Below are 26,187 nucleotides of genomic sequence, written 5' to 3'. Positions count from 1 at the left end.
CTCGGGTCTCGAGTGGTCAGTGGTCGATGTCGCAGGCGCCGGCGGCGGCGCTGATGCAGGTCTGGACGAGGACGCCGTCGCCGGGAGCGGCGGTGGTCACCTCGCCGGTGCGCAGGTCGCGGACGGCGCCCTCGCGCAGCGGGAGCACGCAGCCGTAGCAGATGCCCATGCGGCACCCGCTGGGCATGAGGACGCCGGCCTCCTCGGCGGCGTCGAGGATCGGGGTGGCGCCGTCGGCCTCGAGCGACGTCCCGTTCCTCGTGAACGTGACCGTGCCGCCCTCGCCGGTGACGAGCACCGTCGGGCGGAACCGCTCGGTGTACAGGCGGTCGGCGAGGCCGGCGGCCGCCCAGTGCTCCTCGAGCGCCTCGAGCATGCCGACCGGCCCGCAGGCCCAGGTGGCGCGCTCGGCGAGGTCGGGGACGAGCTCGGCGATCGCGGCGGCGTCGAGCACGCCGGCGGTGTCGGTGTGCTGCTCCACCAGCCGGATCCGGCCGTCGGCGGCCAGCTGCCGCAGCTCGGCGCCGAAGACGACGTCGTCCGCCGTGGGCGCGGAGTGCACCAGGACGACGTCGGTGAGCTCGGGGTGGTTGCGCAGGATGCCCATGACCGGCGTGATGCCGGAGCCGGCGGTGACGAACAGCGCCTTGGCCGGGCGCCGCTCGGGCAGGCAGAACTCCCCGGTCGCCTGGTCGAGCTGCACGATCGTGCCGGGCCGCGTGCGGCGCACCAGGTGGTTGCTGACCCTGCCGTCGGGGATGGCCTTGACGGTCACGGTGAAGCAGCCGTCGGTGCGGCCGAGATCGGAGGTGATCGAGTACGCCCGCCACATCCGGACGCCCTCGACGTCGATGCCGATGCGCACGTACTGGCCGGGGCGGTGCGGCTGCCAGTCCGCGCCGGGGCGGATGACGACCGTGGCGGCGTCCCGCGTCTCGGGCAGGACGGCCTCGATGCGCCCGCGCAGGTCGGCGCCCGAGCGCAGGGGGTTCACCAGGTCGAGGTAGTCGGCCGGGAGCAGCGGGGTGGTGACGGCCTCGGCGAGGCGCATCGCGCGGTCGCGCAGCGTCCTCAGGGCCGGCCGGGCCGGGGCCGGTCGCGGGGCGGTGGCGGTCATACCTCGATGGTTCCCTGCGTGGGGGGCAATCACCTGTGCTCTGGACGTGAACGTCGCGGCGGATACTGTTCCCGGCGAACAAGTCCGGGTCCGGGGAGGTGGCATGACGCCGGAGGGGACCTTCGCGGCCGACGTCGCGGCGGCGATGCGCGCCGAGCTGCCGTCGGTCGCCACGCAGACGGTGGCCGCGATCGTCGTCGAGGTGCCCAGCTACACCGAGGCCTTCAGCGGCCCGATGGGCCGCAAGATCGAGAACGCCGTCCAGCTGGCGCTCGGTGCCTTCCTCGAGCTCGCGACGGCCGACGGCGACGCCGACGCCAGCCGCCCGATCGGCCCGGCGATCGAGGGGGCCTACGCGCTGGGCCGCGGGGAGGCGCGGACCGGGCGGTCGATGGACGCGCTGCTGGCCGCCTACCGGGTGGGGGCGCGGGTGGCGTGGCGGCACATGAGCGAGACGGCGGTGGCGGCCGGCATGCCCGCCGCGTCACTGGCCCGCTTCGCCGAGCTGGTGTTCGCCTACATCGACCAGCTCTCGGCCGCCAGCGCCTCCGGGCACGCCGACCAGCTGGCCGTCAGCGGCCGGATGCGGCGCCGCCACCTGGAGCGGCTGGCCGAGCTGCTGCTCAGCGGGGCACCGCCCTACGAGCTGCACACCGCCGCCGAGCGGGCGGACTGGACGCCGCCGCGGACCCTCACCGCGGTGCTGCTGCCCGAGGCGCGCGCCCGCGACGCGCTGGCGGTGCTCGACACGCGCACGCTGCCGGCCGGCGAGGACCTGCCCGGCGCCGAACCCTCCACCGAGCGTGCCGTCCTGCTGGTGCCCGACGCCGAGGGGTTCGCGCGGACGGCGCTGCTGCGGTCGCTGTCGGGGCGGCAGGCCGTCGTCGGGCCCGCGCGGCCGTGGCAGGACGCGCGGTCGTCGTACTCGCGCGCGCTGCGGGCGCTGCAGCTGGGGCTCGTCCCGGAGGGCCGGGCCCCCGTGGACACCGAGCTGCGGCTGGCCGACCTGGTCCTGCGTGCCGACGGCGAGGCGCTGGCCGACCTGCGCGCCCAGGTGCTCGCCCCGCTGGACGACCTCGGCCCGGGGCCGCGCGAGAAGCTGCTGGAGACGCTGCGCTCCTGGTTGCTGCACCACGGCCGGCGCGAGCAGGTGGCCGGCGAGCTGTACGTGCACCCGCAGACGGTGCGCTACCGGATGGGCCAGCTGCGCGAGCTGTTCGGCGCCCGCCTCGACGACCCCCAGACCGTCCTCGAGCTGACCCTGGCCCTCGGCGTCCGCTGATCCCGGCGCCGCGCGGTCCGCAGCCGACTCGCACGCGGCTCACAGGGACCTCCCAGCCGGGCCCCCCACGCTCGGTCCCACGGCGGCACCGGTCGGGAGCCGCCGCAGCGAGGAGGTCCGCCATGATCCGCAGCACCGAGCGCGCCACGATCGAGCGGCTCACCCCGGGGCGTCCGGTCACGCGTCGTCCCCCTGCCGCGCGGACCGCTCCAGAGCGCGTCGGCCGGCACGCGTGGGTCCGCACCCCGCGCCGTCCGCTGCCGGGACCGACCGCCGAGGCCGCCGTCGCGGTGGGCGCGACCGCCGTGGCCGCGCTCCCCGGTGCGGTGATCGAGCGGCTGGAGGTCGACGGCTCCGGCCTGTTCGAGGCGCACCTGCTCTCGGCCGACGGCCAGGTGGTCGTCGTCCAGATCGACGCCGACCTCACCGTCGTCGGCTGGCTGGCCGAGGTCGGCTGAGCCCCGCCGGCCTCAGGCCGGGCGCAGGATCGCGACCAGGAAGTCCGACGCCGCGGTGAACGGGTGCAGGTGCCAGCTCGACAGCAGCAGGTCCGGCTCGAACCCGGCGGCGCGGGCGTCGGCGAGGAAGTCGTCGAAGGCGTAGTCGCGGCCGGCGCCGAACCCGACCACGGCCCGCCCGCCGGCCGCCAGGTGGGCCCGGAACCGGCGCAGCACCTCCCGCCGGGTCGAGGGCGCCAGGAACGCGACGACGTTGCCGGCGCAGACGATCGCGTCGAACCGGTCGGGCAGGTCCAGCTCGGCCAGGTCGCCGACCAGCCAGCGCGGGCCCGGGTGGTCCTCCTCGGCCGCGGCGATCAGCACCGGGTCGACGTCGACGCCGACGACGTCGTGCCCCGCCGTGGCGAGGTGGCCGCCCACCCGGCCCGGACCGCAGCCGGCGTCGAGCACCCGCGCCGCCCGCGGCAGCATCGCGTCGACCAGCCGCGCCTCACCGACGATGTCCGTCCCGCCGGCGGCCAGCCGACGGAAGCGCTCGACGTAGGCCGCCGAGTGGCCGGGGTCGGCCTCCGTCATCCGCACCCAGGCACTCGGTTCGGTCACCGGCCCATCGTCGCCGCTCGCCAGTCCGGCGGGTCGCCCGGGTGCAGGGCGGGGTCGTCGGCGGCCAGCGTGCGCACCGGCCCGGGCGGGGTCAGCGGCCCCTCGAAGCGCACGGTCACCCGGCCCAGCCCGCGGCCCCACACCCAGCCGGGCCCCAGCTCGTCGTGGACGACGTCCTGCCCGGGCCACCACCGCCGGTCGGCCGGCGGCTCGGGTTCGGCGGGCTCGTCCGGGACGGCGGCCGTCGCGGCCTCGGCCGGGGTGTCCTCCACCGCGAACAGGTCGCCCTGCGCGTACTGCGAGAGCCCGGAGACACCGACGCCGAGCAGCCGCAGGCCTCCGCCGGTGCCGGCCTCGACGAGCAGCCTGCGGGCGACGGCGGCCACCTGCCGGGCGTCGTCGGTGGGCTGGGGCAGCGTCTGCGAGCGGGTGATGGTCGTGAAGTCGTAGCGGCGCAGCTTGAGCGTCACCGTCCGCCCCGACAGCGCCGAGGCGCGCAGCCGGCCGCCCACCCGGCCGGCCATCGCGTCGATCAGCCGGTTGAGCTCGGCGACGTCGGTGAGGTCGCGCTCGAAGGTCGACTCCTGCGACACCGACTTGGCCTCCCGCTCGGCGACCACCGGGCGGTCGTCCTCGGCCCGGGCGAGCTGGTGCAGCGCGGTGCCGTGCGCCCGCCCGGCCAGCGACACCAGGTCGGTCAGCGACTTGCCGGCCAGGTCGGCCACCGTCCGCACGCCCACGGTGCGCAGCCGCTCGGCGGTGGCCGGGCCGACGCCGCCGAGCCGGGTCACCGGCAGCGGGTGAAGCACGTCGAGCTCGGAGCCGGGCGGGACGACGACGAGGCCGTCGGGCTTGTCCAGGTCGGAGGCGATCTTGGCCATGAGCTTGGAGCTGCCGATGCCCACCGACCCGGTCACCCCGCCGGTGGCCGCGGCGATGCCGGCCTTGAGCCGCCGGGCGAGCGCGGTGACGCCGTCGACGGACAGGTCGTGGCCGGGACCGGCGGCCAGGTCGACGTAGGCCTCGTCGATCGACACGGGTTCGACCAGCGGCGAGAGCTCGCGCAGCAGGCCCATGACGACGTCCGAGGTCCGGCGGTAGGCGCCGAAGCGGCCGCCGAGGAACGCCGTCCCGGGCGGGCAGCGGCGGCGGGCCTCCGCCGTCGACATCGCCGAGCGGGCGCCGTAGGCGCGCGCCTCGTACGAGGCCGTGGCGACGACGCCGCGGCCGCCGGTGCCGCCGACGACGACCGGCCGGCCGCGCAGCGAGGGCTTGTCGCGCTGCTCGACGGCGGCGAAGAACGCGTCGAGGTCCAGGTGCAGCACGCTCGCCTCCCGCCGCACGCCCCGATCATCCCCGGCCGGCCGCGCTCGTCACCGGACCGCCCCGCGGAGGGGAGGCGTGGCGCGTGGCGACGGTGAGCGCGCGGCCTCCGAGGCCGTGTACGACGCCGCCCTGACCCGCTGGCGGGTGCCGGTGCGGTCGAGAGACGTCGTGACCCGCTGGGGCCGAGGTCCCCACGGCGCCGCCGGTGCCGGGCAGGTGGTCACCGGGTTCCTGCGCTGACCGCGGTCGGCACCGGCCGCTCGGCGGCCGCGGGCAGGTACGCGAGCGCGCAGCAGTTCACCGACGAGGTGCTGCGGCCCTTCGGGGCACGGTTCGCGCCGGAGACGCCGTTCCGGCCGGTCCACGTGCGGCGCGTCCACGCCAACGGGGAGACCGTCGGCGTCGTGTGGGACGGCGAGGGCACCACGACGGCGGGGACCACCTACCGCAACACCTACGCCTGGCTCCTGACGCTGCGCGACGGCCTGGTCGTCGACGGCATGGCCTTCTACGACACCCTGGCCTTCGACGAGCTGTGGGCGGGCGTCCGCCCGGACGGTGCCGGGTGACCCCCGGCCCGAGGTGCGGACGGGGCAGGCGACGGCCGGCACCGACGACGTGGACGCCGCGCACGCCGGGAGCCTGGACGCGGCCGCGGCCGGAGGGCGACCATCCGGCATGCGCGTCACACGGGTCATCGCCGACCTCCGGGTGGCCGACCTCCGGGCGGCGAAGGGCTTCTACGCCGACTACCTCGGCCTGAGCAGCGAGGAGTTCGACCTGGGCTGGGTGGCCCGTCACCGCTCCCCCGACACCGGGGCGGAGGTCCAGCTGGTGACGCGCGACGCCTCGGCACCCGAGGACCCCGTCGTCTCCGTGCTCGTCGACGACGTGGACGCCGCACACGCGGAGGCGCTCGACCGCGGCTACGAGATCGTGCACCCGCTGACCACGGAGCCGTGGGGCGTGCGCCGGTTCTTCGTCCGGGCACCCGACGGCACCGTCGTCAACGTCGTCCACCACCCCGACCGGGACGGCGACGGCGGGTCGGCGTGAGATCGGACCTGAGCGTCCCGGTGACCGGGGGCTCGCTCGTGGGGGCCGTGGAGGACGGGACCCACGACGCGGCCGCGCCCCTGGTGCTCCTCCTGCACGGCGGGCCCGGTGCCTCCGTGGAGTCGCTGGCGGGACTGGAGCGCAAGCTCCTCCCTCGCGCGCGGGTGGCGACCTTCCAGCAGCGCGGCCTGGCCCCGTCCACGACCGAGGGTCCCTTCGACCTGACCACCGCCGTCGACGACGTCCGGGCGGTCCTCGACGGGCTGAGGGAACCGGGGGTCGTGCTGGCCGGCCACTCCTGGGGTGCGCACCTGGCCCTGGCGGTCGCCGCCCGCGGCCGGCTCCCCCGCGGCCGGCTGGCCGCGGTGCTCTGCCTGGACCTCGTGCCGGGCGTCACCCGGGGACGGTGGCCTGCCGCAGTTCCAGGCGGCACTGGCCGCCCGCACCCCCGAGGCCGCCCGCCCCCGGCTGGCCGAGCTCGCGCGGGCCCGCGCGGAGGGCCGGGCGGGCGCACGGGAGTTCGAGGAGCTGTACGGCCTGGTGTGGCCGGCCTACGCCGCCTCCCCGTCGGCCCCGCCGCCGATGCCCGCCGTCCGGCTGGACCTCGAGGTGTACGAGCGGCTGCTGGCGGCCGCACTCGGCGAGCTGCCGCGGCTCGAGGCCGCGCTGGCCGGCGTCGCCGTGCCGGTCCTCCTCGTCCGCGGGACCGGCAGCCCGGTCCCCGAGACGATCGCGAGGGGCGCTGCCGAGCGACTGCCGGACGCCGTCGTGGAGGAGGTGGCGGACGCCGGTCACTTCCCCTGGCTGGAGCGGCCCGGTTCGGCCGGGCAAGCGCTGGACCGCCTCCTGGAGCGCCTGCCCGGTCGGTGAGCGTCCTGCGGCGCCGCCTCAGGTGTCGGGCCCGCCGTCGGCCGGGCCGCCGAGGAAGACGAGCTCCTCGGCGATCGCGTCGTCGCGCCAGCGCGCGACCGTCACCATCCGCTGCCCACCCATGAGCTCGCCGACGACGGCCGTCCAGTCCCCCTGGGCGATCGTGACGGGGTGGCCGACCACCTCGAGGTCCGGGTTCTGCTCGACGATCTGGCGGCAGCGTCCACGTGGCCTCGATGCCCTCGGGCCGGTCACCGGTCGACTCCCGCCGCACCGCGTCGTCGGACGGGAGGCGGACGCCCACGGACGCGCCGGGGGTCCTCGTGGCCCCGGGGACGCCGCACGGGCCTGCGGCGCGGCGCGCGCCGGGCTCAGGCATCGGTGAGCGCGGCGGGCGGCAGCCAGTCGGCGTCGAGCAGCTCGGCGATCTCCTGCAGCGAGGAGGTGTCCGCCCCCGCCGTCGACCCGCTGACCGCCAGCCGCTCGACCATCACCCGGGCCACCTGCTCCTCGACCGTGTCCGCGGCGAAGGCCACCCGCCACGGCGAGACCTGCCCGTCGCGGTGGGTGCGGCCGGTGACCTGGCGGGCCTGGATGCCGGAGAAGCGCGGCTGGTGGAACAGGCCCACCCGCGGGGTGGTCGAGGCGATGGCGCCGCCGGGCAGCAGCTCGCCGGCGTGCAGGCTGATCGACGCGGTCACGGTGAACACGCACACCGGCGCCGCACCGGTCTGGAAGCGCAGCCGCTCGGCCTCGACGTCGAACCGGTCCCGGCCGTAGATCGACGCGACGGCGATGCCGGAGTCCAGCAGCGCCTCGCGGATCGGGTCGGCCGCGGTCTCCACGAACTCCACCGACACCGCCACCTGCCGCTCGGCCTCCACCTGGGCGCGCACCCAGTCGACGGTGGCCTGGGCGCGGATCAGCCCGGCCTTCTGCCGGAACCGCAGCAGCGCGGCGCGGCCGCGGGCGCTCTGCCGGGCCCGCCGCGCGAGCTGCATCTCCGCGCGGAACTCCTGCCACCCCGACTCGTAGGCGGCCAGCTCGGCGGGCGTCAGCGCCACCGGGGTCCCGGTCACCGACACCGGGCCCCACGGTGCCGCGCGGTGCAGCATCGCGGGCGGGTCGGCTGGGCCTCTCCCGTCGGCCAGCCAGCCCTGCAGCCGGGCCAGGTCGGCGCGGCGCTCGTCGGCGTCCTCGGTCCAGGCCCAGCCGTAGCGGCCGCGTTCCACGTGGAACCCGTGCTCGGCCAGCTTCGCCGGCAGGTCGGCCCAGGCGCGCAGCGGCTCACCGTGCCGCTGGGCGAACTGCGGGGCGAGGTAGGGCAGCTCCAGCGGCGTGTGCGCCGGGGTGGCGGTGGCGGCGACGACGAAGGGGACGTCCTTCGTGCGGGCGCCTCCGGAGACGGCCTTCCAGTGCTTCCAGCGCTGCGTGGTCGTGTGCCGGACCATGTGTGCCTCGTCGGCGATCACGACGTCGAACGGCAGCTTCGCGACCTTCGCCAGCCGGTCCCAGGTGGTCACGCACCAGCGCAGGCCGCCGTCGCCGAAGCCGGCGATCGAGCGGGTCCAGTGCGGGATGGTAATGGCCGCCGGCCGGTCGGCGACGACGAGCACCCGCTCGCCGCCGCGCAGCTCGCAGATCTCCCGGGCGGCCATCACCGCGGTGCCGGTCTTGCCGACGCCGGGGTCGTCGCCGAGCAGGAACACCCGGTGCCCGGCCGCGGCGGAGGCGACGACGGCCTCGGCGCCGGTGCACTGCTCCTCGCGCGGCACCATCGGCCGGCCCTCGGGCAGCGGCCGCGGCGTCTCGTTGAGCTCGTCCTCGAGGAACCGCTCGAACGTGTACGGCGGCGGGTCGTAGGGCGCCAGCGCCGGCGGCAGTTGCGCGCCCACCCACACGTGCGCCTGCAGGCCGGCGTGCCAGACCGCGCCGGGCGCCGGCGCGCGGAAGGGGACCGCGAGCACCCACACCCGCTCCCCCGGACCCGCGGTGGGCAGGTCGGGCACCGCGGGCCGGCGGGCCGTCGTCCGCCGCTTCGTGGTCCGGCGCTTGGTGGTGGTGCTGGCGGCGCGGCGCCGTCCGGGCATCGTGGGACCTCCCCCGTCGTCCGGGGCACGGTAGGTCGCCGGGGGGCGCGGATCTGGTGGAATCGCCGGGTGACTGCCGAGGCGCCCTCCGACGAGCGGCTGGCGGCGCGGACCGTCGGCGAGTCCGGGCCCCGGGTGGTGTTCGTGCACGGTCTGTTCGGCCAGGGCAAGAACTGGACGACGGCGGCCAAGGGCCTCGCCGACGGACACCGCGTGACGCTGCTCGACCTGCCCAACCACGGGCACTCGCCGTGGACCGAGCGGGTCGACTACCTGGACATGGCGCGGATGGTGGCCGCGGAGCTGGAGTCCTTCGGCGAGCCGGTGACGCTGGTCGGGCACTCCATGGGCGGCAAGGTGGTGATGCAGCTGGCGCTGCGGCGCCCGGAGCTGCTGCGCGCGCTCGTCGTGGTCGACATCGCGCCGGTGGAGTACCCGCTCACCGGCGGCCGCACCGACGACGCCGACGAGGAGGCCTCCCCGTTCGGCGCCTACATCGCCGCCATGCGCGCCGTCGACCTCGGGGCGCTGCAGACGCGGGAGGACGCCGACCGGGCGCTGCGCGAGGCGGTACCCAGCCGCATGGTGCGGTCGTTCCTGCTGCAGAGCCTGGTCCGGGAGGGGCTGGGCTCGGGTGGCGGCTGGCGCTGGCGGCTGAACCTGGAGCTGCTCGAGCGCGACCTCGGTGAGCTGCGCGGCTTCCCCGACCCGCCGCCGGGCGCCGCCTTCGACGGCCCGGTGCTCTGGATCGCCGGCGCGACCAGCCACTACGTGCTGCCCGAGGACCGCGCCCGGATGGACGAGCTGTTCCCCTCGGTCCGGCTGGTGAAGGTGAAGAACGCCGGCCACTGGGTGCACTCCGAGCAGCCGGAGGTCTTCCTCGAGACGCTGCGCCGCTTCCTGGACGTGGTCGAGGCGGAGCGGTAGGGCCGCGACGCGGTGCGGGGAGGCGGAGGGCGGCCGAGCGCGCCGCCTCCCGTCCGGGGAGGCGACCCTCCCGGCAGGTCGGGACGACCGGTCGCCCGAGGACGGATGCGCATGCGGAGCACATGCGGACGCATGCGGTGGACATGTAGGTTGGCTCGCGTGCCGAAGATGCTCCAGGTCCGCAACGTGCCGGACGACCTCCACGCGGCCCTGCGCGCGCGGGCCGCGGCGAGTGGACTGAGCCTCTCGGAGTACGTGCTCCGGGAGTTGCAGACGCTGGCTGCGCGACCCAGCAAGGCCGAGGTCCTCGCTCGCGCGGCGCGACGCGGAGGGCGGATGTCGTTCGACGACGCCGTCGCCGCGATCTCGGCGGAGCGACCGGAGGAGAGGTGATCGTCGCCGACGCCTCGGTCCTCGTACCTGCGCTGGTCGACGACGGCGGGTCCGGAGCCCTGGCTCGGGAGCGGCTCCTCGGCTCCGACGTGCACGTCCCGGCGCTGGCGGACGTGGAGGTGCTCTCCGTCGTCCGGCGCGCGGTCCTGGCCGGTCGGCTCCCCGTCCGGCGGGGCGCCGAAGCCGTGCAGGACTGGAGTGAGCTGACGGTGGAGCGCTACCCGCACCTCCCCCTCCTCGCCCGGGCCTGGGAGCTGCGCGATTCCGTCAGCGCCTACGACGCCCAGTACGTCGCGCTCGCCGAGCTCCTGGAGGTCCCGCTGGTCACGGGCGACGGACGGCTGGCGCGAGCGCCGGGACTGCGCTGCACCGTCGACCTCCTGCACTGAGGACGGGCCCCCGCGGCTCGTCCCCGGCGGCTCCGTCAGGCGAACAGGCCGCGGATGTCGTCGGCGGTGAGCGGCCCGGTCAGCGCGCCGTCGTCGTCCACCACCCGGCTGAACAGGTCGCGCTTGCGCTCCTGCAGGGCCACGACCTTCTCCTCGATGGTGTCCGCCGCCACCAGCCGGTAGACCATCACGGTGCGGTCCTGGCCGATGCGGTGCGCGCGGTCGATCGCCTGCGCCTCCACCGCCGGGTTCCACCAGGGGTCGAGGACGTAGACGTAGTCGGCCTCGGTCAGGTTGAGCCCGGAGCCGCCCGCCTTGAGGCTGATCAGGAACACCGGCACGCGGCCGCTGCGGAACTCCTCGATGCGCTGCTCGCGGTTCCGGGTGCGGCCGTCGAGGTAGGCGTGGGGCAGGCCGTGGGCGTCGAGGCGGTCGCGGACGGTGCGCAGGAACCGGGTGAACTGGCTGAACACCAGCACGCGGTGTCCCTCGGCCACCACCTCCTGCAGGTGCTCGAGGAAGGCGTCGGCCTTGCTCGACGGGATGCCGGCGGAGGCGTCGTCGACCAGCGCAGGGTCCAGTGCCAGCTGCCGCAGCAGGGTCAGCGACCGGAAGATGGTGAACCGGTTCTTCTGCAGGTCGTCGACGAGCCCGAGCACCCTGCGCCGCTCCCGCTGCAGGTGGGTGTCGTAGACCCTGCGGTGCCGGGGGTTGAGCACGACCTCCAGCAGCTGCTCCTGCTTGGGCGGGAGCTCGGCGGCGACCTGCTCCTTGGTGCGCCGGAGGACCAGCGGGCGGATCCGGCGGCGCAGCGTGGCCAGGGCGGCCGCGTCGCCGCTGCGCTCGATCGGCGTCCGGTACCGCTCGGTGAAGCGCTGCGGGTCGGGGAACAGGCCCGGTGCGACGATCGACAGCATCGACCACAGGTCCATCAGGCTGTTCTCCAGCGGCGTGCCGGTGATCGCCAGCTTGAACCGGGCGGGCAGCCGCCGGGCGGCGGCGTAGGTCCGGGCCGTGTGGTTCTTGACGAACTGGGCCTCGTCGAGGACCAGCCCGCCCCACGGCAGCGCGCCGTAGGCCTCCTCGTCCAGGCGCAGCAGCGTGTAGGTGGTGACCACCAGGTCGGCGCCGGCCACCACCTCGGCCAGCGGCACCCCGAGCTTGCGGCCGGTCGACCCGACCACCCGGACGGTGAGGTCGGGAGCGAACCGCGCCGCCTCCCGCGCCCAGTTGGACACCACGCTCGTCGGCGCGACCACGAGCACGGGCGCGGTCAGCTCGCCGGCCTCCCGCGCCCGGCACAGCAGGGCGAGCGTCTGCAGGGTCTTGCCCAGCCCCATGTCGTCGGCGAGCACGCCGCCGAGCCCGGCGTCCCAGAGGCAGGCCAGCCACCGGTAGCCCTCGAGCTGGTAGGGCCGCAGCTGCGCGTCCAGGCCCGCCGGGACGGGCGGCGGGGCGGCCGTGGCCAGGCCGAGCAGCCCCTGGACGTCGCGTGCCCACCGCTCGCTCTGCTCGGCCACCACCCCGAGCTCGACGAGCTCCTCCCACAGGCCGGCCTGGTAACGGCTGATCCGCAGCCCGGGGCGGTCGGCGTCCTGCAGGGCGCGTGCCTCGTCGAGCAGGCGGCGCAGCCGGTCGAACTCCGGGCGGCGGACGTCGAACCAGGTGCCGCTGGGCAGCACCAGGTGGCTCTCGCCGGACGCGAGCGCGGCGAAGAGCAGGGCGAAGGGGACGTCCTCGCCGTCGACGGTGACCGTCACGCCGAGGTCGAACCAGTCGGTGTCCGGCCCGTCGGTGGCCGAGACGTGCACGACCGGCGCCACCCCGGTGTGCCGGTAGTCCGGCGGGTCGCCGGTCACCTCGACGACGACCCCGGCCTCGCGCAGCGCGGGCAGCACCTCGGTGGTGAGGACCGCGGTGTCCGTGCCGCGCAGCTGCGCGGTCGGTGCCAGCCGGCGCTGCGGCGGCGCGGACCGGCACAGCCCGGGCACCCGGTCGACGGCGTCGGGCAGCTGCTGGACCAGCCGGTCCTCCGCCGCCGCGTCCCGCACGGGATCGCCGGCCGCGCCGTCCTCCCCCGCCCCCGGCAGCCGGCGCTCCTCGTCCCCGACGCGGTGGAGCACCCACCAGGTCAGCGAGGCGCGGTGGGCGTCGGCGTGGTCCACCTGCAGGCACAGCCGGGGCGGGAGGACCTCGGGCAGGTCCACCGAGCCGTCGGAGGAGGCCACGGCCAGCGTGCGGCGCACGGCCGGGTAGAAGTCGGTGAGGAACCGGTCGACGTCGCGGCGGGGCACCATCACGGGCGTGTCGCGGAACAGCGGTGCGGCCCGGGGATCGACCCGGCCCAGCGGGACGAGCAGCACGCCACCGTCGGGGACGAGCCCGGCGGGGAGCCCGGGGTCGCCGGCCGCGAGGACGGCGCCGTGCGGAGGGTCGCCCAGCAGCCCGACCTCGGTGGCCGGGAGCAGCAGGTCGTCCCCGCCGGAGACCACGAGGACGGGGCGGATCCGCAGGGCGGTGTCGTCCCGACTCAGGTCGACCGCGAGCCGCGCCGACTCGCCGGCCAGCCGCACCGGGGCGCCGCTCGTCGTCAGCATCGGCACGCCGGCGTCGGCGACCCGCCGCAGGGCCGGCCACAGCTCCGGCCCGAAGTCCTCGAGCAGCACGGGCACCTCGCCGGACCAGTAGCCGTGGGAACCGGCGCCGCCGTCGCCGATCTGGTGGGCGCGGTACAGCGACGTCAGGGCGGCGGCGTGCTCGGGATCGCGACGGCCGAGCGAGCCGTGGTCGAGGGTCCGCCAGGACACCCCGCCGCGGACCCAGCGGCCCCGGGCGCCCGGGACGACGGGACGCAGCCGGACGACGAGCGTGCGGCCGGTCCCCGACACCTCGAACTGCAGGCCGAGGGGCGTGCCCCGCTGCTCCGCCGACGGTGCGGAGGAGATCAGCGGGGCCAGCAGCCGCTCCCAGTCGGGGGTCGCCGGAGCGGCCGTCCGCGGAGGACCGGGCAGCGACTCGCGCACGGCCAGGAGGAGGGCGGCCACGTGCTTGCAGTCGTAGCCGACCGGGCAGCTGCACTCACCCCACCAGCGCGTCGCGTCCCCGTCCCACCCGGCGACGGTCTGGTAGACGCCGCCCCTCCCGGCCACCCGGCCGCCGACCTCGTCCCGGTGGCGGACCACCAGGGACACGCGGCCGGCCTGGGCATAGGGGACGGCGCGCCGGAACGGGGCGTCCCCCACCGAGCGCCGGATGACGGCATCGGTCAGCCGGGGTCGCAGGTCCTCGAACACGGCACCGACGCTAGGCGTCCGGGACGACGCCGGACCCTGTTCCGAGGAATCCGTCGCCGACCTGTGGACGACGGGTCGCCCTGTGGACGAGCCGCCGGCGTCGGTAAGGACCGGTGCGGGTGAGGACCTCGGTGCCGTCCGGTCGCCAGGTGTGCCAGGTGCTCGTCCCGGCGTCCCGGCTGACCGAGAAGCCGCCCTCGTGACAGGCCGTGTGGTGCCGCTCGCAGAGCAGCGCACCGTTGTCGCAGCTCGTCGGCCCGCCGTGCGCCCAGTGCACGACGTGGTGGACGTCGCACCACTCCGGCAGGGCGTCGCAGCCGGCGAAGACGCACTGCCCGTCGCGGATCTCGACGGCCCGGCGGATGGCCGCGGTGGCGGTGCGCTGCGCCCGGCTGACGTCCAGCGGCAGCCCGTCCGGCCCGGTGACGACGCGCACGACGCCGGCGTCGCAGGCCAGCCGCCGTGCTGTCTCCGGGCAGATCGGTCCCGCCCACCCCAGCGAACCTCCGGAGACACCGGCGGCGCCACGGGCGGCGCACAGGGCCTGCCAGTCGATGGCGACCCGCACGTGCGGCCGCTCGCCGCGGACGTCGGGCAGCGAGCCGCCGTCCAGGGCGCCGCGGGCCAGCGCCACGAGAGCGTCGCCCTGGCGCTCCGCGTGGCCGCGGGTGTCGCCGGCCAGGCGGTCGCCGTTCATCAGCGCCGCTAGCGCGGCGTGCAGGTACTCGCCGCCGACGGCGTCGAGGTCGCCGCGCAGGTGCACGCGGCCGTCGAGACCGCTGGCCATGGTGAACCGGCGGCGGACGTCGGCCGCCTCGTCGAGCGTGCCGTCGGGATCGACACCGGCCACCCAGCGGGCCACGCCCTGCGCGGTCTACTGCGGCGCCGTCCGCCGGGCCAGGTCGGCGAGGATGCGGTCGGTCTCGGCCAGCTCGATGCCCGCCTCGGCGGCCTCGGCGACCCGCCCGGGCGTCATGGCCCGGGTGATCACGCGGGCGTGCGTCGCGGTGATCTCCCCGGCGGCGAAGGCGGCGGCCGTGGCCGGTAGCTGCTCGATCCTCCGGCCGGTCGAGACGATCGCCGTCGCCTCCGCCGGTGCCAGCCGGAGGCTGCCGCGTAGCCATGCCGTCATCGAGACCGCGCCGTCGCGCCGGTACGCCTCCCGGCGGTCGGCCGCTCGCACGGCCGACGTCAGGACGGCAGCCACCCGGTTGGCGACGGTGCTCAGCTCGCCGACGAGGTCGAGCACCGCGTCGTCGGACAGCTCCGTGGGGTCGAGCGCGGCGAGGTCGTCGAGGGCCGAACGCAGCTCGGACACGCCCTCGCCTCCTCCCCTGCAGCGACCTGCCGACACCCCGAGACTACGAGTGGGGTACGACAGAAACCGCAGCTCAGAGCCGGGGTCGGCGAGTCTGCCCGTGGGCTGCGAGCCGGCCGGTCGGGAGCGACCGTCGTCCTCCCGTGCGAGCACCGCTGCACGACACCCGGGGGACACGAGGCGCGGCCGGGTGGTCCTCCGACTGCGGACACCCGAGCGCAGTGACGCGCCCCGGGCGACCTGACCCCTCGGGGTGGCAGAGCTGGTCCGGGGCCGCCACGACCTCGTACCGTCCCCACGGCCCGGCGCCGGGCCGCCGGGAGCCCGGCCGGCACCTGTCGGGCACGGACACGAGCACTCGAGGCGGGGACGGACATGACCCAGTGGGACGCGCAGGGCTCCGGTGCCGGGCAGCAGGGCTGGCCCAGCCACGGAGGCGGACCGCCGCAGGGGCCCTATGGCCCGCCACCGGGGTTCCCCGGCCACGGCCACCTCCCGCCCTACGGGTACGGCTACCTCCCACGGCGCACCAACGGGTTCGCGATCGCGTCGATGGTCCTGGGGATCGTCTGGATCTACTGGATCGGCAGCGTCCTGGCCCTCGTCTTCGGCTACGTCGCGCGCAGCCAGATCCGCGAGCGCGGCGAGGGTGGCGACGGCATGGCGATCGCCGGCATCGTGCTCGGCTGGATCGGCGTGGGCGTCCTCGGGCTGGCCCTCCTCGCCGGCATCGCGGCGAACTCCTGAGCCGGCAGCCGTCCGGTCCGTCGCACCTCCGCGGGGACGTCCAGCGCACGTCCGCGGACGGACGTGCGCCGAGCGCCCTTGGAGCCCCGACCCCGGCGCTGCATCCTGGGCCGGTGACCAGCGAGCACGTGCTGCACCGGCCGCACCCGGGGCTGCGCGGGCTGGTCGCGCGGGCCGTCGGCTACCGGCAGGAGGGGGTGCCGCCCGGCGTCCACCGGGGCCTGCCCTCCCCCACGCTCACGCTCGTCGTCACCCTCGACGACCCGCTCGACGTCGCCGCCCACCCCGACCCCGCCCAGGCGCCGGACCGCTACGACGCCCTGCTCGGCGGCCTGCACACCACCCCGGCGCTCCTCCGCCACCCCGGCCGCCAGGCCGGCCTCCAGCTCGACCTCACCCCGCTCGGTGCCCGGCGGCTGCTCGGCGTGCCGGCCGGGGAGCTCGCCGCCCTGGACGTCGACCTCGCCGACGCCCTCGGGCCGGTCGGCACCGAGCTGGTCGACCGGGTGCGCGCCGCCGACGGCTGGGCGGCCCGCCTCGCCGCCGCCGAGCAGGTCCTCCGCCGCGTCGCGGGGGACGGCGGGCCCGCGCCGGAGGTCGCCGAGGCCTGGCGGCTCACCCTGGCCGGCGGCGGGCGGCTGCGGGTGGCCGAGCTCGCCCGCCGGGTGGGCTGGTCCGAGCGCCACCTCACCGTCCGCTTCCGCGCCGAGACCGGCCTCGGCCCCAAGGAGGCGGCCCGGGTGGTCCGCTTCGACCGCGCCCGCCGGGTGCTGGCCGCGCGCGTCACGTCCGGGCGCCGCCCCGACCTCGCCGGCCTCGCCGCCGCGGCCGGGTTCGCCGACCAGGCCCACCTGACCCGCGACTGGCGCGCGTTCAGCGGTCTGCCGCCGCTGCGCTGGCTGGCCGCGGAGATCGGGTTCGTCCAAGACGGCACCCCGCCCGGCGCGGCAGGGTCGGCGGCATGACCGCGACACCGGACCGCACCCCCGCCCCCACCGTCTGGCCCGCCTTCCGCGCCACCGACGCCCCCGCCCTCATCCGCTGGCTGGTCGACGTCCTCGGCTTCGAGGAGACCCTCGTCGTCCCCGACGGCGACCTGGTCGGCCACGCCGAGCTCGCCTGGCCGCCCGGCGGTGGCGTGATGCTCGGCTCGGTCCGCGAGGACGGCGGCTGGCCGGTCCGGCCCGGCGCCACCGGCGCCTACCTGGTCACCGACGACGTCGGCGGCGTGTGGGCGCGGGTGCAGGCGGCCGGCGCGGAGGTCACCCGGCCGCTGCAGGAGACCGACTACGGCGCCCGCGAGTTCTCCGTGCGCGACCCCGAGGGCAACAGCTGGAGCGTCGGCGACTACCGCGGGGCGCCGCGGCCGTGACGCCCGACGACGTCCGCGGCCTGGCCCTCGCTCTCCCGGAGGTCACCGAGGCCGACCACCACGGCCGCCCGTCCTTCCGGCTGGGCGGCAGCGTCCTGGCCACCCTGTGGGACGACGGCGCGCTGCACGTGCTCGTCGGGGAGTCGGAGGCGCGGGCCGCGGAGGGCGGCGCCTGCTCGCTGCTGTGGTGGGGACGGCGGCTCTCCGGCGTCCGCGTCGACCTCGCCGCCGCCGGCGAGGACCTGGTCGCCGACCTGCTCCAGGAGGCCTGGACCCGGCGCGCGCCGGCTCGGCTGCGGAGGGCGGGTCCGCCCTCGGCTTGACACGAGACGCCACCGGTCGAAACCCGGAGGGCTGCTGTCGTCCCGTGCCCGAGGTGTCCCCGTGCGGTTGTCCGCCCCCTCCGTCCTGCTCTCCCTGCCGCTGCGCGTCAAGGTGCTCACCGCCGTCGCCGTGGCCTGCGTCGTGGCGCTCGTCGTCGGGCTGCTCGCCCTGACGCAGCTGGCCGCGCTGGCCGAGCGCAGCGAGGAGGTGCACGACGAGGCGCTCGTGCCGTCGATGCAGCTGGCCGAGATCCGGCGGGCCTTCCTGCAGACCCGGGTCGACGCCCTCGCCGACGAGGTGCTGCCCAAGGGCGCCGAGGACGTCGAGCACCAGGCCTACCTCGCCGACGTCGAGACCATGGAGGCCGCCGTCGCCGCCTACGCCGGCGGCAGCACCCTGACCGACGACCAGCGGGAGGACGTGGACGTCCTCACCGAGTCGTGGCAGACCTACGAGCAGATCGTCGGCGGCGACCTGCTCGTGCTGGCCCACACCCCCGGCCGGGTGCAGGACTTCCTGACCCTGCGGACCACCCAGGTCAAGCCCGCGGCCGTCGCGCTCAACGAGGCGCTGACCCGGCTGGAGGAGGCTGAGCGGGCCAACGCCGCCGCCACCATCGCCGACGCGAAGGCCACCCACGCGCACGCCCGCACGCTGGTCTGGGTGGTCCTGGGCCTCGGCCTGGCCGCCGCCCTGGCGCTGGGCTGGTCCGTCGCCCGGCTCGTCGTCCGCCCGGTGACCGCCGTCCGCGACGGCCTGGTCGCCATGGCCGCCGGTGACCTCACCACCCGGGTCGAGGTCTCCGGCAGCGACGAGGTCGGCCAGATGGCCGGCGCCCTCAACGAGGCCGCGCAGAGCCTGCGCACCACCGTCGCCTCGACGGCCGAGTCCGCCGCCGCCCTCGCCACCGCCGCCCGCGACCTCAGCGGCTCCTCGGAGGTCATCGCCGGCAGCGCCGAGGAGGCCGCCGCCCAGGCCGGCGCCGTCGCCGCGGCCGCCGAGCAGATCTCCTCCAACGTGCAGACCGTCGCCTCCGGGTCGGAGGAGATGGGCGCCTCCATCAACGAGATCGCCCAGAACGCCTCCGAGGCCGCCCGCGTCGCCGGGTCCGCCGTCCAGGCCGCCGAGCAGACCACCCAGACGGTCGCCAAGCTCGGCGCCTCCTCCCAGCGGATCGGCGAGGTGGTCAAGACCATCACCTCGATCGCCGAGCAGACCAACCTGCTGGCGCTCAACGCCACCATCGAGGCCGCCCGCGCCGGCGAGGCCGGCAAGGGCTTCGCGGTCGTCGCGAACGAGGTCAAGGAGCTGGCCCAGGAGACGGCCAAGGCCACCGAGGACATCGCCCGCCGGGTCGACGCCATCCAGGCCGACACCGCCAGCGCGACCACCGCGATCAGCGGGATCGCCGCGATCATCGGCCAGATCAACGACTTCCAGCTCACCATCGCCTCGGCGGTGGAGGAGCAGGGCGCGACGACGGCCGAGATGAACCGCAGCGTCGCCGAGGCCGCCACCGGCAGCGGCCGCATCGCCGGGACCATCAGCGGCGTCGCCCATGCCGCGTCGGCCACCACCGCCGGCGTCGCGCGCACCCGCACGGCGGCCGAGGAGCTGGCCCGCATGTCCGGCGGGCTGCAGGAGCTGGTGCAGCGCTTCCGCTACTGACCCGACCGCCGGGCACGTCCGCGGACGTGCCCGGCGGCGGGCGGCGGCAGGGGACGACGGGCGTCGCGGACCATCCACGGGGAGGTCCGCGGCGCCCGTCGGCGTTCCCGGGTCCCTGGCTAGAGTCGGTCCCCGGCCCGGCCCGGCGGCGGGCCCGGTCCAGCGGCGGACGGGAGGAGAGCCGATGACGGCGCCCTCCCCCGGGTGGCCGCGGCCGGTGCCGCTGGTCGGTGACGCGACGTCGGCGGCGCAGCGCGCCGGGGACCCCGCCGGCTGGGCCATGCCCCAGGACCGGGACGGCCTCTACGCCGTGGTCGCCGCCCGCCGCGACGTCCGCCGCTACCGCCCCGACCCGGTGCCCGACGACGTCCTGCAGCGGGTGCTGGCCGCCGGGCACGCCGCGCCGTCGGTCGGGCACAGCCAGCCGTGGCGCTTCGTCGTCGTCCGCGACCCTGCCACGCGCGACCGCGCCGCCGTCCTCACCGACCGCGAGCGGCTGCGGCAGGCCGCCCAGCTCGAACCCGACGCGGCCCGCCGGCTGCTGGACCTGCAGCTCGAGGGCGTGCGCGAGGCGCCGCTCGGGATCGTCGTCTGCTGCGACCGGCGGACGGCGGCGGCCGGCGTGCTCGGGCGGGCCACGTTCCCCGATGCCGACCTGTGGAGCTGCGCGGCGGCGATCCAGAACCTGTGGCTGGCCGCCCGCGCCGAGGGCCTGGGCATGGGCTGGGTGACGCTGTTCCGCCCCGAGGAGCTCGCCGGGCTGGTCGGCCTGCCCGACGGCGTGGCCACGCTCGGCTGGCTGTGTCTGGGCTGGCCCGACGAGCGCCCGCCCGCGCCGGGCCTGGAGCGGGCCGGCTGGTCGCGGCGGCTGCCGCTGTCGGCCGTCGTCGTCGAGGACCGCTGGCCGGCCGACGACGGCGGCCCGGCCGCTCCCCCGTCGCACCTGCGCGCGCCCGGCCGCGAGGCGGTCGTGGCCACCCGCGACCAGGCCGACCGGCTGCTCACCCCGCCGGGCTCCCTCGGCGTCCTCGACCGCGCGGTGGACCGGGTCGTGGCCCTGGGCCGGGGCGGGGTCACCGGCGGCACGCTCGTCCTCGCCGCCGCCGACCACCCGGTCGCCGGGCTCGGCGTCTCCGCCTACGAGGTCCGGGTCACCCGCGACGTCGCCCGCGCGGCGCTGGCCGGGGTGTCGGTGGGCGCGACCGCCGCCGCTGCGGCCGGGCTGGCGACCGTCGTCGTCGACGCCGGGGTGGCCGGCGACCCGCTGCCCGGCGCGGTCGACGCCCGCCCGGCCGGCCCCCGCGGCGACCTCGCCTCCTCCCCCGCGCTGACCGCCGCCGACGTGACACGGCTGCTGGACGCCGGGCGGGCCCTGGGCGCCGCCCGGCCCGGGCTCACCGCCCTGGGCGAGGTCGGCGTCGGCAACACCACCGTCGCCGCCGCGCTGGCCGCCGGGCTGCTCGGCGCCGACCCCGCGGAGGTCACCGGCCTCGGCGCGGGCGCCGACAGCGACGTGCTCGAGCGCAAGCGCGCCGTGGTCGCCGCCGCCGTGGCCCGCGCCGGCGGCGGCCTGGACCCCGCCCGCGCGCTCGCCGAGCTCGGCGGCCCGGAGCTGGCCGTGCTCGCCGGTGTGGTGCTCGGCGCCGCGGAGGCCGGCACCGCCGTGGTGCTCGACGGGTTCGCCGTCTCGGTGGCCGCGCTGGCCGCCGTCCTGCTCGAACCCGGGGCCCAGGCCTGCCTGGTCGCCGGGCAGCGCAGCCGCGAGCGCGGGCACGACCTGGTGCTGCAGGCGCTGGGGCTGGAGCCGCTGCTGGACCTGCGGCTGCGGGCCGGGGAGGGCGCCGGCGCCGCGCTGGCCGCCGGGCTACTGCTCGACGGCCTGCGGGTGCGCCGGTCCACCGCCCGGGTGGAGTGAGCTCCCGGGTCGCCACCGCGGGGGGCGGCGGGCCAGGATCGACGCCGTGACCGATCCCCGTGCCGGCCAGCCCGCGACCCCCGCCGACCTGGTCGACGTCGCCTCGCTGGTGACCGCCTACTACACGCTGGTGCCCGACCCGGCCGACGCCGGGCAGCGGGTGTCGTTCGGGACCTCCGGGCACCGGGGGTCCTCGTTCGACACCGCGTTCAACGAGGCGCACATCCTGGCCACCACGCAGGCCATCTGCGAGTACCGGGCGCAGCAGGGGTACGACGGCCCGCTGTTCCTCGGCCGCGACACCCACGCGCTGTCCGAGCCGGCCTGGGCCAGCGCGCTGGAGGTGCTGGCCGCCAACGACGTCACCGTGCTGGTCGACGCCGCCGGCCGGTACACACCCACCCCGGCGGTCAGCCACGCGATCCTCACCGCCAACCGCGGGCGGACCTCGGGGCTGGCCGACGGCATCGTGGTCACCCCGTCGCACAACCCGCCCCGCGACGGCGGGTTCAAGTACAACCCGCCCTCGGGCGGCCCGGCCGACACCGACGCCACGAAGGTCATCGCCGACCGGGCCAACGAGCTGCTCGCGGCGGGGCTCGACGGCGTCCGGCGGGTGCCGTTCCCCCGGGCGCACGCCGCGGCGCAGCGGTACGACTTCGTGGGCACCTACGTCGACGACCTGCCGGCCGTGCTCGACCTCGACGTGGTCCGCGACGCCGGCGTGCGGATCGGCGCCGACCCGCTGGGCGGCGCGTCGGTGGACTACTGGGCGGCGATCGCCGAGCGGCACCGCCTCGACCTCACCGTGGTCAACCCGCTGGTCGACCCCACGTGGCGGTTCATGACGCTGGACTGGGACGGCAAGATCCGGATGGACTGCTCGTCGCCCTCGGCGATGGCCTCGCTGATCGGTCGCCGTGCGGAGTTCCAGGTCGCCACCGGCAACGACGCCGACGCCGACCGGCACGGCATCGTCACCCCCGACGCCGGGCTGATGAACCCCAACCACTTCCTCGCCGTCGCCATCTCCTACCTCTTCGCGCACCGGCTGCAGTGGGGCGCCGACGTCGCCGTCGGCAAGACGCTGGTGTCCTCCTCGCTCATCGACCGCGTCGTCGAGGGGCTGGGCCGGCGCCTGGTGGAGGTGCCGGTCGGGTTCAAGTGGTTCGTGCCCGGCCTGCTCGACGGCACGGTCGGCTTCGGCGGCGAGGAGTCGGCCGGGGCGTCGTTCCTGCGCCGCGACGGCGGGGTGTGGACGACGGACAAGGACGGCGTCCTGCTGGCCCTGCTGGCCAGCGAGATCCTGGCGGTCACCGGCAGCTCGCCGTCGCAGCTGCACGCCGAGCTGGTCGCGCGGTACGGGGAGTCGGCCTACGCCCGGGTCGACGCACCCGCCAGCCGCGAGCAGAAGGCGGCGCTGGGCAAGCTGTCGCCGTCCGACGTCGGCGCCACCGAGCTGGCCGGCGAGCCGATCACCGCGAAGCTGACCGAGGCGCCGGGCAACGGGGCCTCGCTCGGCGGCCTCAAGGTGGTCACCGAGAACGCCTGGTTCGCCGCCCGGCCCTCGGGCACCGAGGACGTCTACAAGGTCTACGCCGAGTCGTTCAGGGGCCCCGACCACCTGGCCCGCGTGCAGGAGGAGGCCCGCGCCGTCGTCGGCGCCGCGCTCGGCGGCTGAGCGCGGCCGGTCAGCCGCCGACGAGGACGCCGCCGAGGTACATCCCGACCGGCACGAGCACCGCCGGGGCGACCAGCAGGACGACCCGCCACGCGCCGGACGACACCATGTCGGCTCCGGTGCGGGGGTCGATCACGGCGTCCGTCCCGTCGTCGCGCCGGGAGGCCCGCACGCACAGCGCGGCGACGGCCGCCACCAGCACGACGGCGACCGCCGTCTGCACCCCGCCGGGCAGGCCGAGGACGCCGGCGCTGCCGGCGCCGAGGGACCACAGCCCGTCCCCGAGCAGGAAGAAGGCCGCAGCTCCGAGGACGGCGACGAGCAGCTCGCCCCGGCCCAGGCCGCGGAACAGCAGCGTCCAGGTGCGGACGCGGGAGAGGCCGAGGGCGTCGGCGATCCGGTCGGCGTAGTCCTCCGCGGGGCCGAACGCCTCCGCGGGCGCCTCGCCGGTCTCGGCGACGTGGCTGTGCACCTCGGCCAGCACCTCGCCGATGCGCGCTCCGGGGACCTCGCGCAGGCGCAGGGCGAGCAGCAGGTCGTCGCACCACGCCCGGTCGGCCTCGCCCAGGGCAGCGGACACCGCGGGCTCCTCAGGGGACGGGGGTGGGGGTGGACAGCAGGCCGGCGGCCCGCTGGGTGAAGACCTGCCACTGCTCGGTCCGTTCGCGCAGCGAGCGCGCCCCGGCCTCGGTGAGGGCGAAGAACTTGCGACCCGGTCCGCCGTCCCCGGCGCTCCAGGAGGAGGTCAGGGACCCCTCGGCCTCCAGCCGGGTCAGGATCGGGTAGAGCGTCCCGCCCTTGATCGAGCCCAGGCCGGCGTCGGCCAGCCGCCCGGCGATCGCGTACCCGTAGGTGGGGCCGTCGGCGACGATCCGCAGGACGCACAGCGACAGGACGCCGCGCAGCCACTCGCCGGGCCACCGGTCCTCCGTCACGAGTGGGCAGTACGGCTGACTAGTCAGCCGCACGAGATACCGGACGGGGCACGGCGGCCCCGGCCGCGACGACCGCGCCGGCGCTCGCCCGAGGTCTCCCCGGCGGGCCGCGGACGCGGTCCGGGGGCACGATCAGGCGCATGAGCGACACCGGCGTCGACGTCGTCCCCCTGGTGCGCGAGCTGGTCGGCCGCGCCACCGTCTCCGGCGACGCCGCGGCCCAGCAGGACCTGCTCGGCATCCTCACCGAGGTGCTGCAGGAGCGGTCGCCGCACCTGCTGGTCACCGAGGGCCGCGACCCCGACCACCCGTGGCGGCTGCTGCGGACGCCCGCCGACCCCGGCCGGCGGCAGCTGCTGCTGGCCTGCCACGTCGACACCGTCCCGGTGCCCGACGCCGGCGCGTGGGCACGGGACCCCTTCGGCGCCGAGCTCGACGGGGGCCGGGTCTGGGGGCGCGGCGGCAGCGACATGAAGGCCGGGGTGGTCGCCGCCGTCGCCGCCCTCGCGGCCGCCGACCCGCAGACGCCGGTCGCCCTGCTGCTCACCAGCGACGAGGAGATCGGGTCTCAGGGCGCCGCCGCGGCCGCGGCCGCCGTGGCCGACCTGCCGGTCGGCGCGGTGGTCGTCCCCGAGGCCACCGGGAACCAGGTCGTGCTCGGCCACAAGGGCGCCCTGTGGCTCGCCGTCCGCACCGCCGGGCGGGCCGCGCACGGCAGCACCCCCGAGCGCGGGCACAACGCGGTGCTCGACCTGGCCGCCGTCCTCGCCCGGGCCGGCTCCGCCCTCCCCTTCCGCACCCACCCGTTCCTCGGCACCGAGACCTGGAACCCCGGGGTCGTCTCCGGCGGCACGGTGCCCAACGTCGTCCCCGACCGCGCGGAGGTGGTCGTCGACATGCGCACGGTCACCGAGGGCGGTGACCTGCTGTCGTGGTGGCGCGCGCAGCCGGAGGTGGCCGACGTCGAGGTGCGCGTGGACCTGCCGCCGGTCGGGACGCCGGCCGACGACCCGTGGGTGGCCGGCCTGCCCGCGCCGGTCCTCTCCACGCCGGCCACCTACTTCACCGACGCCTCGGTGCTGGTCCGGGTGGTCGGCGGCGCCCCGGTCGTCGTCTGGGGCCCGGGCACGCCCGCGGTGATGCACGCGCGGGACGAGTACGTCGAGCTCGCCGAGCTGGAGCAGGCCGCGGCCGCCTTCACCGACGTCGTCGGCCGCTGGGACGGCGGGTCCGGCCCGGACGGGGGCTGACCCGTCCGGGCGAGCCACACGGCTCGGTGACGGGGTCGCCGGCGACGCCGTCGGCAGACTGTCCGGCACGACCGGGCAGCCCCACGAGCAGGACCGGGAGGGCGTCCCCCCGGGGACGGCGAGCGGGCCGGCGGCGCGGCGTTCGCGCGCCTGCCGGCCACAGTCGGCTGGGCGTCCACGGTCGGCTGGGCGTCCACCGGCCGCTGACGCGGCCGGGGTCGGCGGCGCCGGACCTCACCGGCGACGGGTCTTGTCGGCGTACATCGCCGCGTCGGCCTCGCGGACGACCGCGTCCTGCGCGTGCTCGGGGTCGCTCCCGCCGTCGATCGAGCCGATGCCGATGCTCAGCCCCACCTCCACGGTCGTCCCGGCGGGGGTGAGGGTGCGCGGCAGCACCTCCCGCAGCCGTGCGGCGAGGCGTTCGGCGTCGGCGCGCTCGGTGTTCTCGCAGACGACGGCGAACTCGTCGCCGCCCAGCCGGGCCGCGGTGTCGCTGGCGCGCAGCACGCCGGTGAGCCGCTCGGCCACCGCCACGAGGACGGCGTCGCCGGTGGGGTGACCGTGCTCGTCGTTGACCGCCTTGAAGCCGTCGAGGTCGAGCACCAGCACGCAGGTCGGTGTGTGCTCGCGGTGGCCCCGCTCGAGCGCGTGTCGCAGCCGGTCGCGGAACAGCAGCCGGTTGGGCAGCCCGGTGAGCGGGTCGTGCGCCGAGAGGTGGAGCAGCCGCGTCTCCAGTGCCTTCCGCTCGGTGACGTCCTCGACCACCATCACCAGGTGCGGGGACCGGCCCTCGGCCGCGCCGTCCACCCACGACGACGTCACCTGGACCGGGACCGTGTCGCCGTCGGGGCGCCGCATCCGGGACTCGTGCCGCATCCGGCCGTGGCTCACCTGCAGTTCGCGGCACGCGGCCGTCGCGCCGGCCAGGTCGTCGGGGTGGGTGAAGGCGAACAGCGTCGCGCCGCGCAGCTCCTCCGCGGGGACGCCGAGCAGCTCACCCAGGGCGTCGTTGGCCGCGATGACCACCCCGCTGGGCGTGGCCAGGGCGACGCCCATGGGCGAGTTCGTGAAGGCGCTGCCGACGTCGGCGGGCGGCAGGACGCCCACGGCCTCGCTCTCGAACACGGTCCACTCCGTTCCTCCCCCACCCACGATCAGGAACCCGGGACGGCG

The 26,187-nt window shown here is 76.9% G+C and carries 27 protein-coding genes and 1 pseudogene; 17 read left to right on the top strand and 11 right to left on the bottom strand.

The features are described from left to right. Positions 1-16 precede the first annotated feature (16 nt). On the bottom strand, positions 17-1,117 hold the full coding sequence (locus tag ACWIZO_RS06545) for a ferredoxin reductase (protein ID WP_448641693.1): 1,101 nt from the start codon (positions 1,115-1,117) through the stop codon (positions 17-19). A gap of 103 nt (positions 1,118-1,220) precedes the next feature. Here ACWIZO_RS06545 and ACWIZO_RS06540 point away from each other — a divergent pair, with 103 nt between their 5' ends. Then, positions 1,221-2,399, top strand: a complete 1,179-nt coding sequence (locus tag ACWIZO_RS06540) for a PucR family transcriptional regulator (protein ID WP_448641692.1) — start codon at positions 1,221-1,223, stop codon at positions 2,397-2,399. Between the two features lie 122 nt (positions 2,400-2,521). Beyond that, a complete protein-coding gene (locus ACWIZO_RS06535; protein WP_448641691.1) occupies positions 2,522-2,857 on the top strand; it encodes a hypothetical protein in 336 nt (111 codons plus the stop codon). A 12-nt stretch (positions 2,858-2,869) separates the two neighbouring features. On the opposite strand, the gene ACWIZO_RS06530 is transcribed toward ACWIZO_RS06535, so the two are convergent. Together ACWIZO_RS06530 and ACWIZO_RS06525 are read right to left on the bottom strand one after the other, a co-directional pair. After that, complete coding sequence (locus ACWIZO_RS06530; protein ID WP_448641690.1) at positions 2,870-3,460, bottom strand: class I SAM-dependent methyltransferase; 591 nt, start codon at positions 3,458-3,460, stop codon at positions 2,870-2,872. Further along, on the bottom strand, positions 3,457-4,803 hold the full coding sequence (locus ACWIZO_RS06525) for a DNA polymerase IV (RefSeq protein WP_448641689.1): 1,347 nt from the start codon (positions 4,801-4,803) through the stop codon (positions 3,457-3,459). Before ACWIZO_RS06525 ends, ACWIZO_RS06530 begins: the two co-directional genes overlap by 4 nt. Positions 4,804-4,861: 58 nt before the next feature. Here ACWIZO_RS06525 and ACWIZO_RS06520 point away from each other — a divergent pair, with 58 nt between their 5' ends. The 4 genes from ACWIZO_RS06520 to ACWIZO_RS06505 all read left to right on the top strand — a co-directional run bounded on the left by ACWIZO_RS06520 (position 4,862) and on the right by ACWIZO_RS06505 (position 6,837). Continuing rightward, positions 4,862-5,026: a hypothetical protein gene (locus tag ACWIZO_RS06520; RefSeq protein WP_448641688.1), complete on the top strand. Its 165-nt coding sequence runs from the start codon at positions 4,862-4,864 to the stop codon at positions 5,024-5,026. Positions 5,027-5,094: 68 nt separating this feature from the next. Further along, positions 5,095-5,355: a hypothetical protein gene (locus ACWIZO_RS06515; RefSeq protein ID WP_448641687.1), complete on the top strand. Its 261-nt coding sequence runs from the start codon at positions 5,095-5,097 to the stop codon at positions 5,353-5,355. A 109-nt stretch (positions 5,356-5,464) separates the two neighbouring features. After that, on the top strand, positions 5,465-5,842 hold the full coding sequence (locus tag ACWIZO_RS06510; protein ID WP_448641686.1) for a VOC family protein: 378 nt from the start codon (positions 5,465-5,467) through the stop codon (positions 5,840-5,842). Beyond that, positions 5,746-6,837 (top strand): alpha/beta fold hydrolase, encoded by a 1,092-nt coding sequence (locus tag ACWIZO_RS06505; RefSeq protein ID WP_448642924.1) that lies wholly within the window; start codon positions 5,746-5,748, stop codon positions 6,835-6,837. The genes ACWIZO_RS06510 and ACWIZO_RS06505 overlap by 97 nt, the downstream gene beginning before the upstream one ends. Here the strand turns inward: ACWIZO_RS06505 and ACWIZO_RS06500 are convergent. Together ACWIZO_RS06500 and ACWIZO_RS06495 are read right to left on the bottom strand one after the other, a co-directional pair. Beyond that, entirely contained in the window at positions 6,731-6,967 is a 237-nt protein-coding gene (locus ACWIZO_RS06500; protein ID WP_448641685.1) for a hypothetical protein, read from the bottom strand. The two genes, ACWIZO_RS06505 and ACWIZO_RS06500, sit on opposite strands and share 107 nt — an antisense overlap. Before the next feature lie 116 nt (positions 6,968-7,083). Then, a complete protein-coding gene (locus ACWIZO_RS06495) occupies positions 7,084-8,802 on the bottom strand; it encodes a helicase (protein ID WP_448641684.1) in 1,719 nt (572 codons plus the stop codon). A 69-nt stretch (positions 8,803-8,871) separates the two neighbouring features. Between ACWIZO_RS06495 and ACWIZO_RS06490 the strand changes: the two genes are divergently transcribed. The 3 genes from ACWIZO_RS06490 (at position 8,872) to ACWIZO_RS06480 (ending at position 10,511) form a co-directional block, all read left to right on the top strand. Further along, entirely contained in the window at positions 8,872-9,729 is an 858-nt protein-coding gene (locus ACWIZO_RS06490; protein ID WP_448641683.1) for an alpha/beta fold hydrolase, read from the top strand. 168 nt (positions 9,730-9,897) lie between these two features. After that, positions 9,898-10,122, top strand: a complete 225-nt coding sequence (locus tag ACWIZO_RS06485) for a FitA-like ribbon-helix-helix domain-containing protein (RefSeq protein ID WP_448642923.1) — start codon at positions 9,898-9,900, stop codon at positions 10,120-10,122. Then, the gene (locus tag ACWIZO_RS06480; RefSeq protein WP_448641682.1) at positions 10,119-10,511 is read left to right on the top strand and encodes a type II toxin-antitoxin system VapC family toxin; all 393 of its coding nucleotides are present in this window, start codon (positions 10,119-10,121) and stop codon (positions 10,509-10,511) included. Before ACWIZO_RS06485 ends, ACWIZO_RS06480 begins: the two co-directional genes overlap by 4 nt. Positions 10,512-10,546: 35 nt before the next feature. Here the strand turns inward: ACWIZO_RS06480 and ACWIZO_RS06475 are convergent, their stop codons facing one another. The 3 genes and pseudogenes from ACWIZO_RS06475 to ACWIZO_RS06465 form a co-directional block, all read right to left on the bottom strand. Then, positions 10,547-13,804, bottom strand: coding sequence for an SNF2-related protein (locus ACWIZO_RS06475; protein ID WP_448641681.1), 3,258 nt, complete (start codon positions 13,802-13,804; stop codon positions 10,547-10,549). Between the two features lie 10 nt (positions 13,805-13,814). Next, positions 13,815-14,111, bottom strand: a complete 297-nt coding sequence (locus tag ACWIZO_RS06470; RefSeq protein WP_448642922.1) for an HNH endonuclease signature motif containing protein — start codon at positions 14,109-14,111, stop codon at positions 13,815-13,817. Between the two features lie 42 nt (positions 14,112-14,153). After that, positions 14,154-15,053: pseudogene (locus ACWIZO_RS06465) on the bottom strand (DUF222 domain-containing protein); the annotation flags it as partial. A 444-nt stretch (positions 15,054-15,497) separates the two neighbouring features. Here ACWIZO_RS06465 and ACWIZO_RS06460 point away from each other — a divergent pair. The 7 genes from ACWIZO_RS06460 (at position 15,498) to pgm (ending at position 22,829) form a co-directional block, all read left to right on the top strand. Further along, positions 15,498-15,869: a DUF4190 domain-containing protein gene (locus tag ACWIZO_RS06460; RefSeq protein WP_448641680.1), complete on the top strand. Its 372-nt coding sequence runs from the start codon at positions 15,498-15,500 to the stop codon at positions 15,867-15,869. A 113-nt stretch (positions 15,870-15,982) separates the two neighbouring features. After that, entirely contained in the window at positions 15,983-16,834 is an 852-nt protein-coding gene (locus ACWIZO_RS06455; RefSeq protein WP_448641679.1) for a helix-turn-helix domain-containing protein, read from the top strand. After that, a complete protein-coding gene (locus tag ACWIZO_RS06450) occupies positions 16,831-17,241 on the top strand; it encodes a VOC family protein (RefSeq protein WP_448641678.1) in 411 nt (136 codons plus the stop codon). Before ACWIZO_RS06455 ends, ACWIZO_RS06450 begins: the two co-directional genes overlap by 4 nt. Then, positions 17,238-17,564, top strand: coding sequence for a hypothetical protein (locus ACWIZO_RS06445; protein ID WP_448641677.1), 327 nt, complete (start codon positions 17,238-17,240; stop codon positions 17,562-17,564). Before ACWIZO_RS06450 ends, ACWIZO_RS06445 begins: the two co-directional genes overlap by 4 nt. A gap of 61 nt (positions 17,565-17,625) precedes the next feature. Further along, entirely contained in the window at positions 17,626-19,233 is a 1,608-nt protein-coding gene (locus tag ACWIZO_RS06440; protein ID WP_448641676.1) for a methyl-accepting chemotaxis protein, read from the top strand. Between the two features lie 184 nt (positions 19,234-19,417). Then, complete coding sequence (bluB, locus tag ACWIZO_RS06435) at positions 19,418-21,148, top strand: 5,6-dimethylbenzimidazole synthase (protein ID WP_448641675.1); 1,731 nt, start codon at positions 19,418-19,420, stop codon at positions 21,146-21,148. Positions 21,149-21,194: 46 nt separating this feature from the next. Then, positions 21,195-22,829, top strand: a complete 1,635-nt coding sequence (gene pgm, locus ACWIZO_RS06430; protein WP_448641674.1) for a phosphoglucomutase (alpha-D-glucose-1,6-bisphosphate-dependent) — start codon at positions 21,195-21,197, stop codon at positions 22,827-22,829. A gap of 10 nt (positions 22,830-22,839) precedes the next feature. Here pgm and ACWIZO_RS06425 read toward each other — a convergent pair whose 3' ends face one another. Both ACWIZO_RS06425 and ACWIZO_RS06420 read right to left on the bottom strand, forming a co-directional pair. Further along, on the bottom strand, positions 22,840-23,409 hold the full coding sequence (locus tag ACWIZO_RS06425; RefSeq protein WP_448641673.1) for a hypothetical protein: 570 nt from the start codon (positions 23,407-23,409) through the stop codon (positions 22,840-22,842). A 10-nt stretch (positions 23,410-23,419) separates the two neighbouring features. Continuing rightward, positions 23,420-23,764: a PadR family transcriptional regulator gene (locus ACWIZO_RS06420; protein ID WP_448641672.1), complete on the bottom strand. Its 345-nt coding sequence runs from the start codon at positions 23,762-23,764 to the stop codon at positions 23,420-23,422. A gap of 140 nt (positions 23,765-23,904) precedes the next feature. Here ACWIZO_RS06420 and ACWIZO_RS06415 point away from each other — a divergent pair, with 140 nt between their 5' ends. Continuing rightward, positions 23,905-25,014 carry a M20 family metallopeptidase gene (locus tag ACWIZO_RS06415; protein WP_448641671.1) on the top strand — a complete coding sequence of 370 codons (1,110 nt, stop codon included), beginning with the start codon at positions 23,905-23,907 and terminating at the stop codon, positions 25,012-25,014. Positions 25,015-25,248: 234 nt separating this feature from the next. Here ACWIZO_RS06415 and ACWIZO_RS06410 read toward each other — a convergent pair whose 3' ends face one another. After that, the gene (locus ACWIZO_RS06410; RefSeq protein ID WP_448641670.1) at positions 25,249-26,139 is read right to left on the bottom strand and encodes a diguanylate cyclase domain-containing protein; all 891 of its coding nucleotides are present in this window, start codon (positions 26,137-26,139) and stop codon (positions 25,249-25,251) included. Between the last annotated feature and the right edge of the window lie 48 nt (positions 26,140-26,187).

This window comes from Geodermatophilus sp. URMC 63, assembly GCF_053502565.1.
Note: the sequence above shows the minus strand (reverse complement) of the source record. Positions and strands in the feature narration are given on the sequence as shown.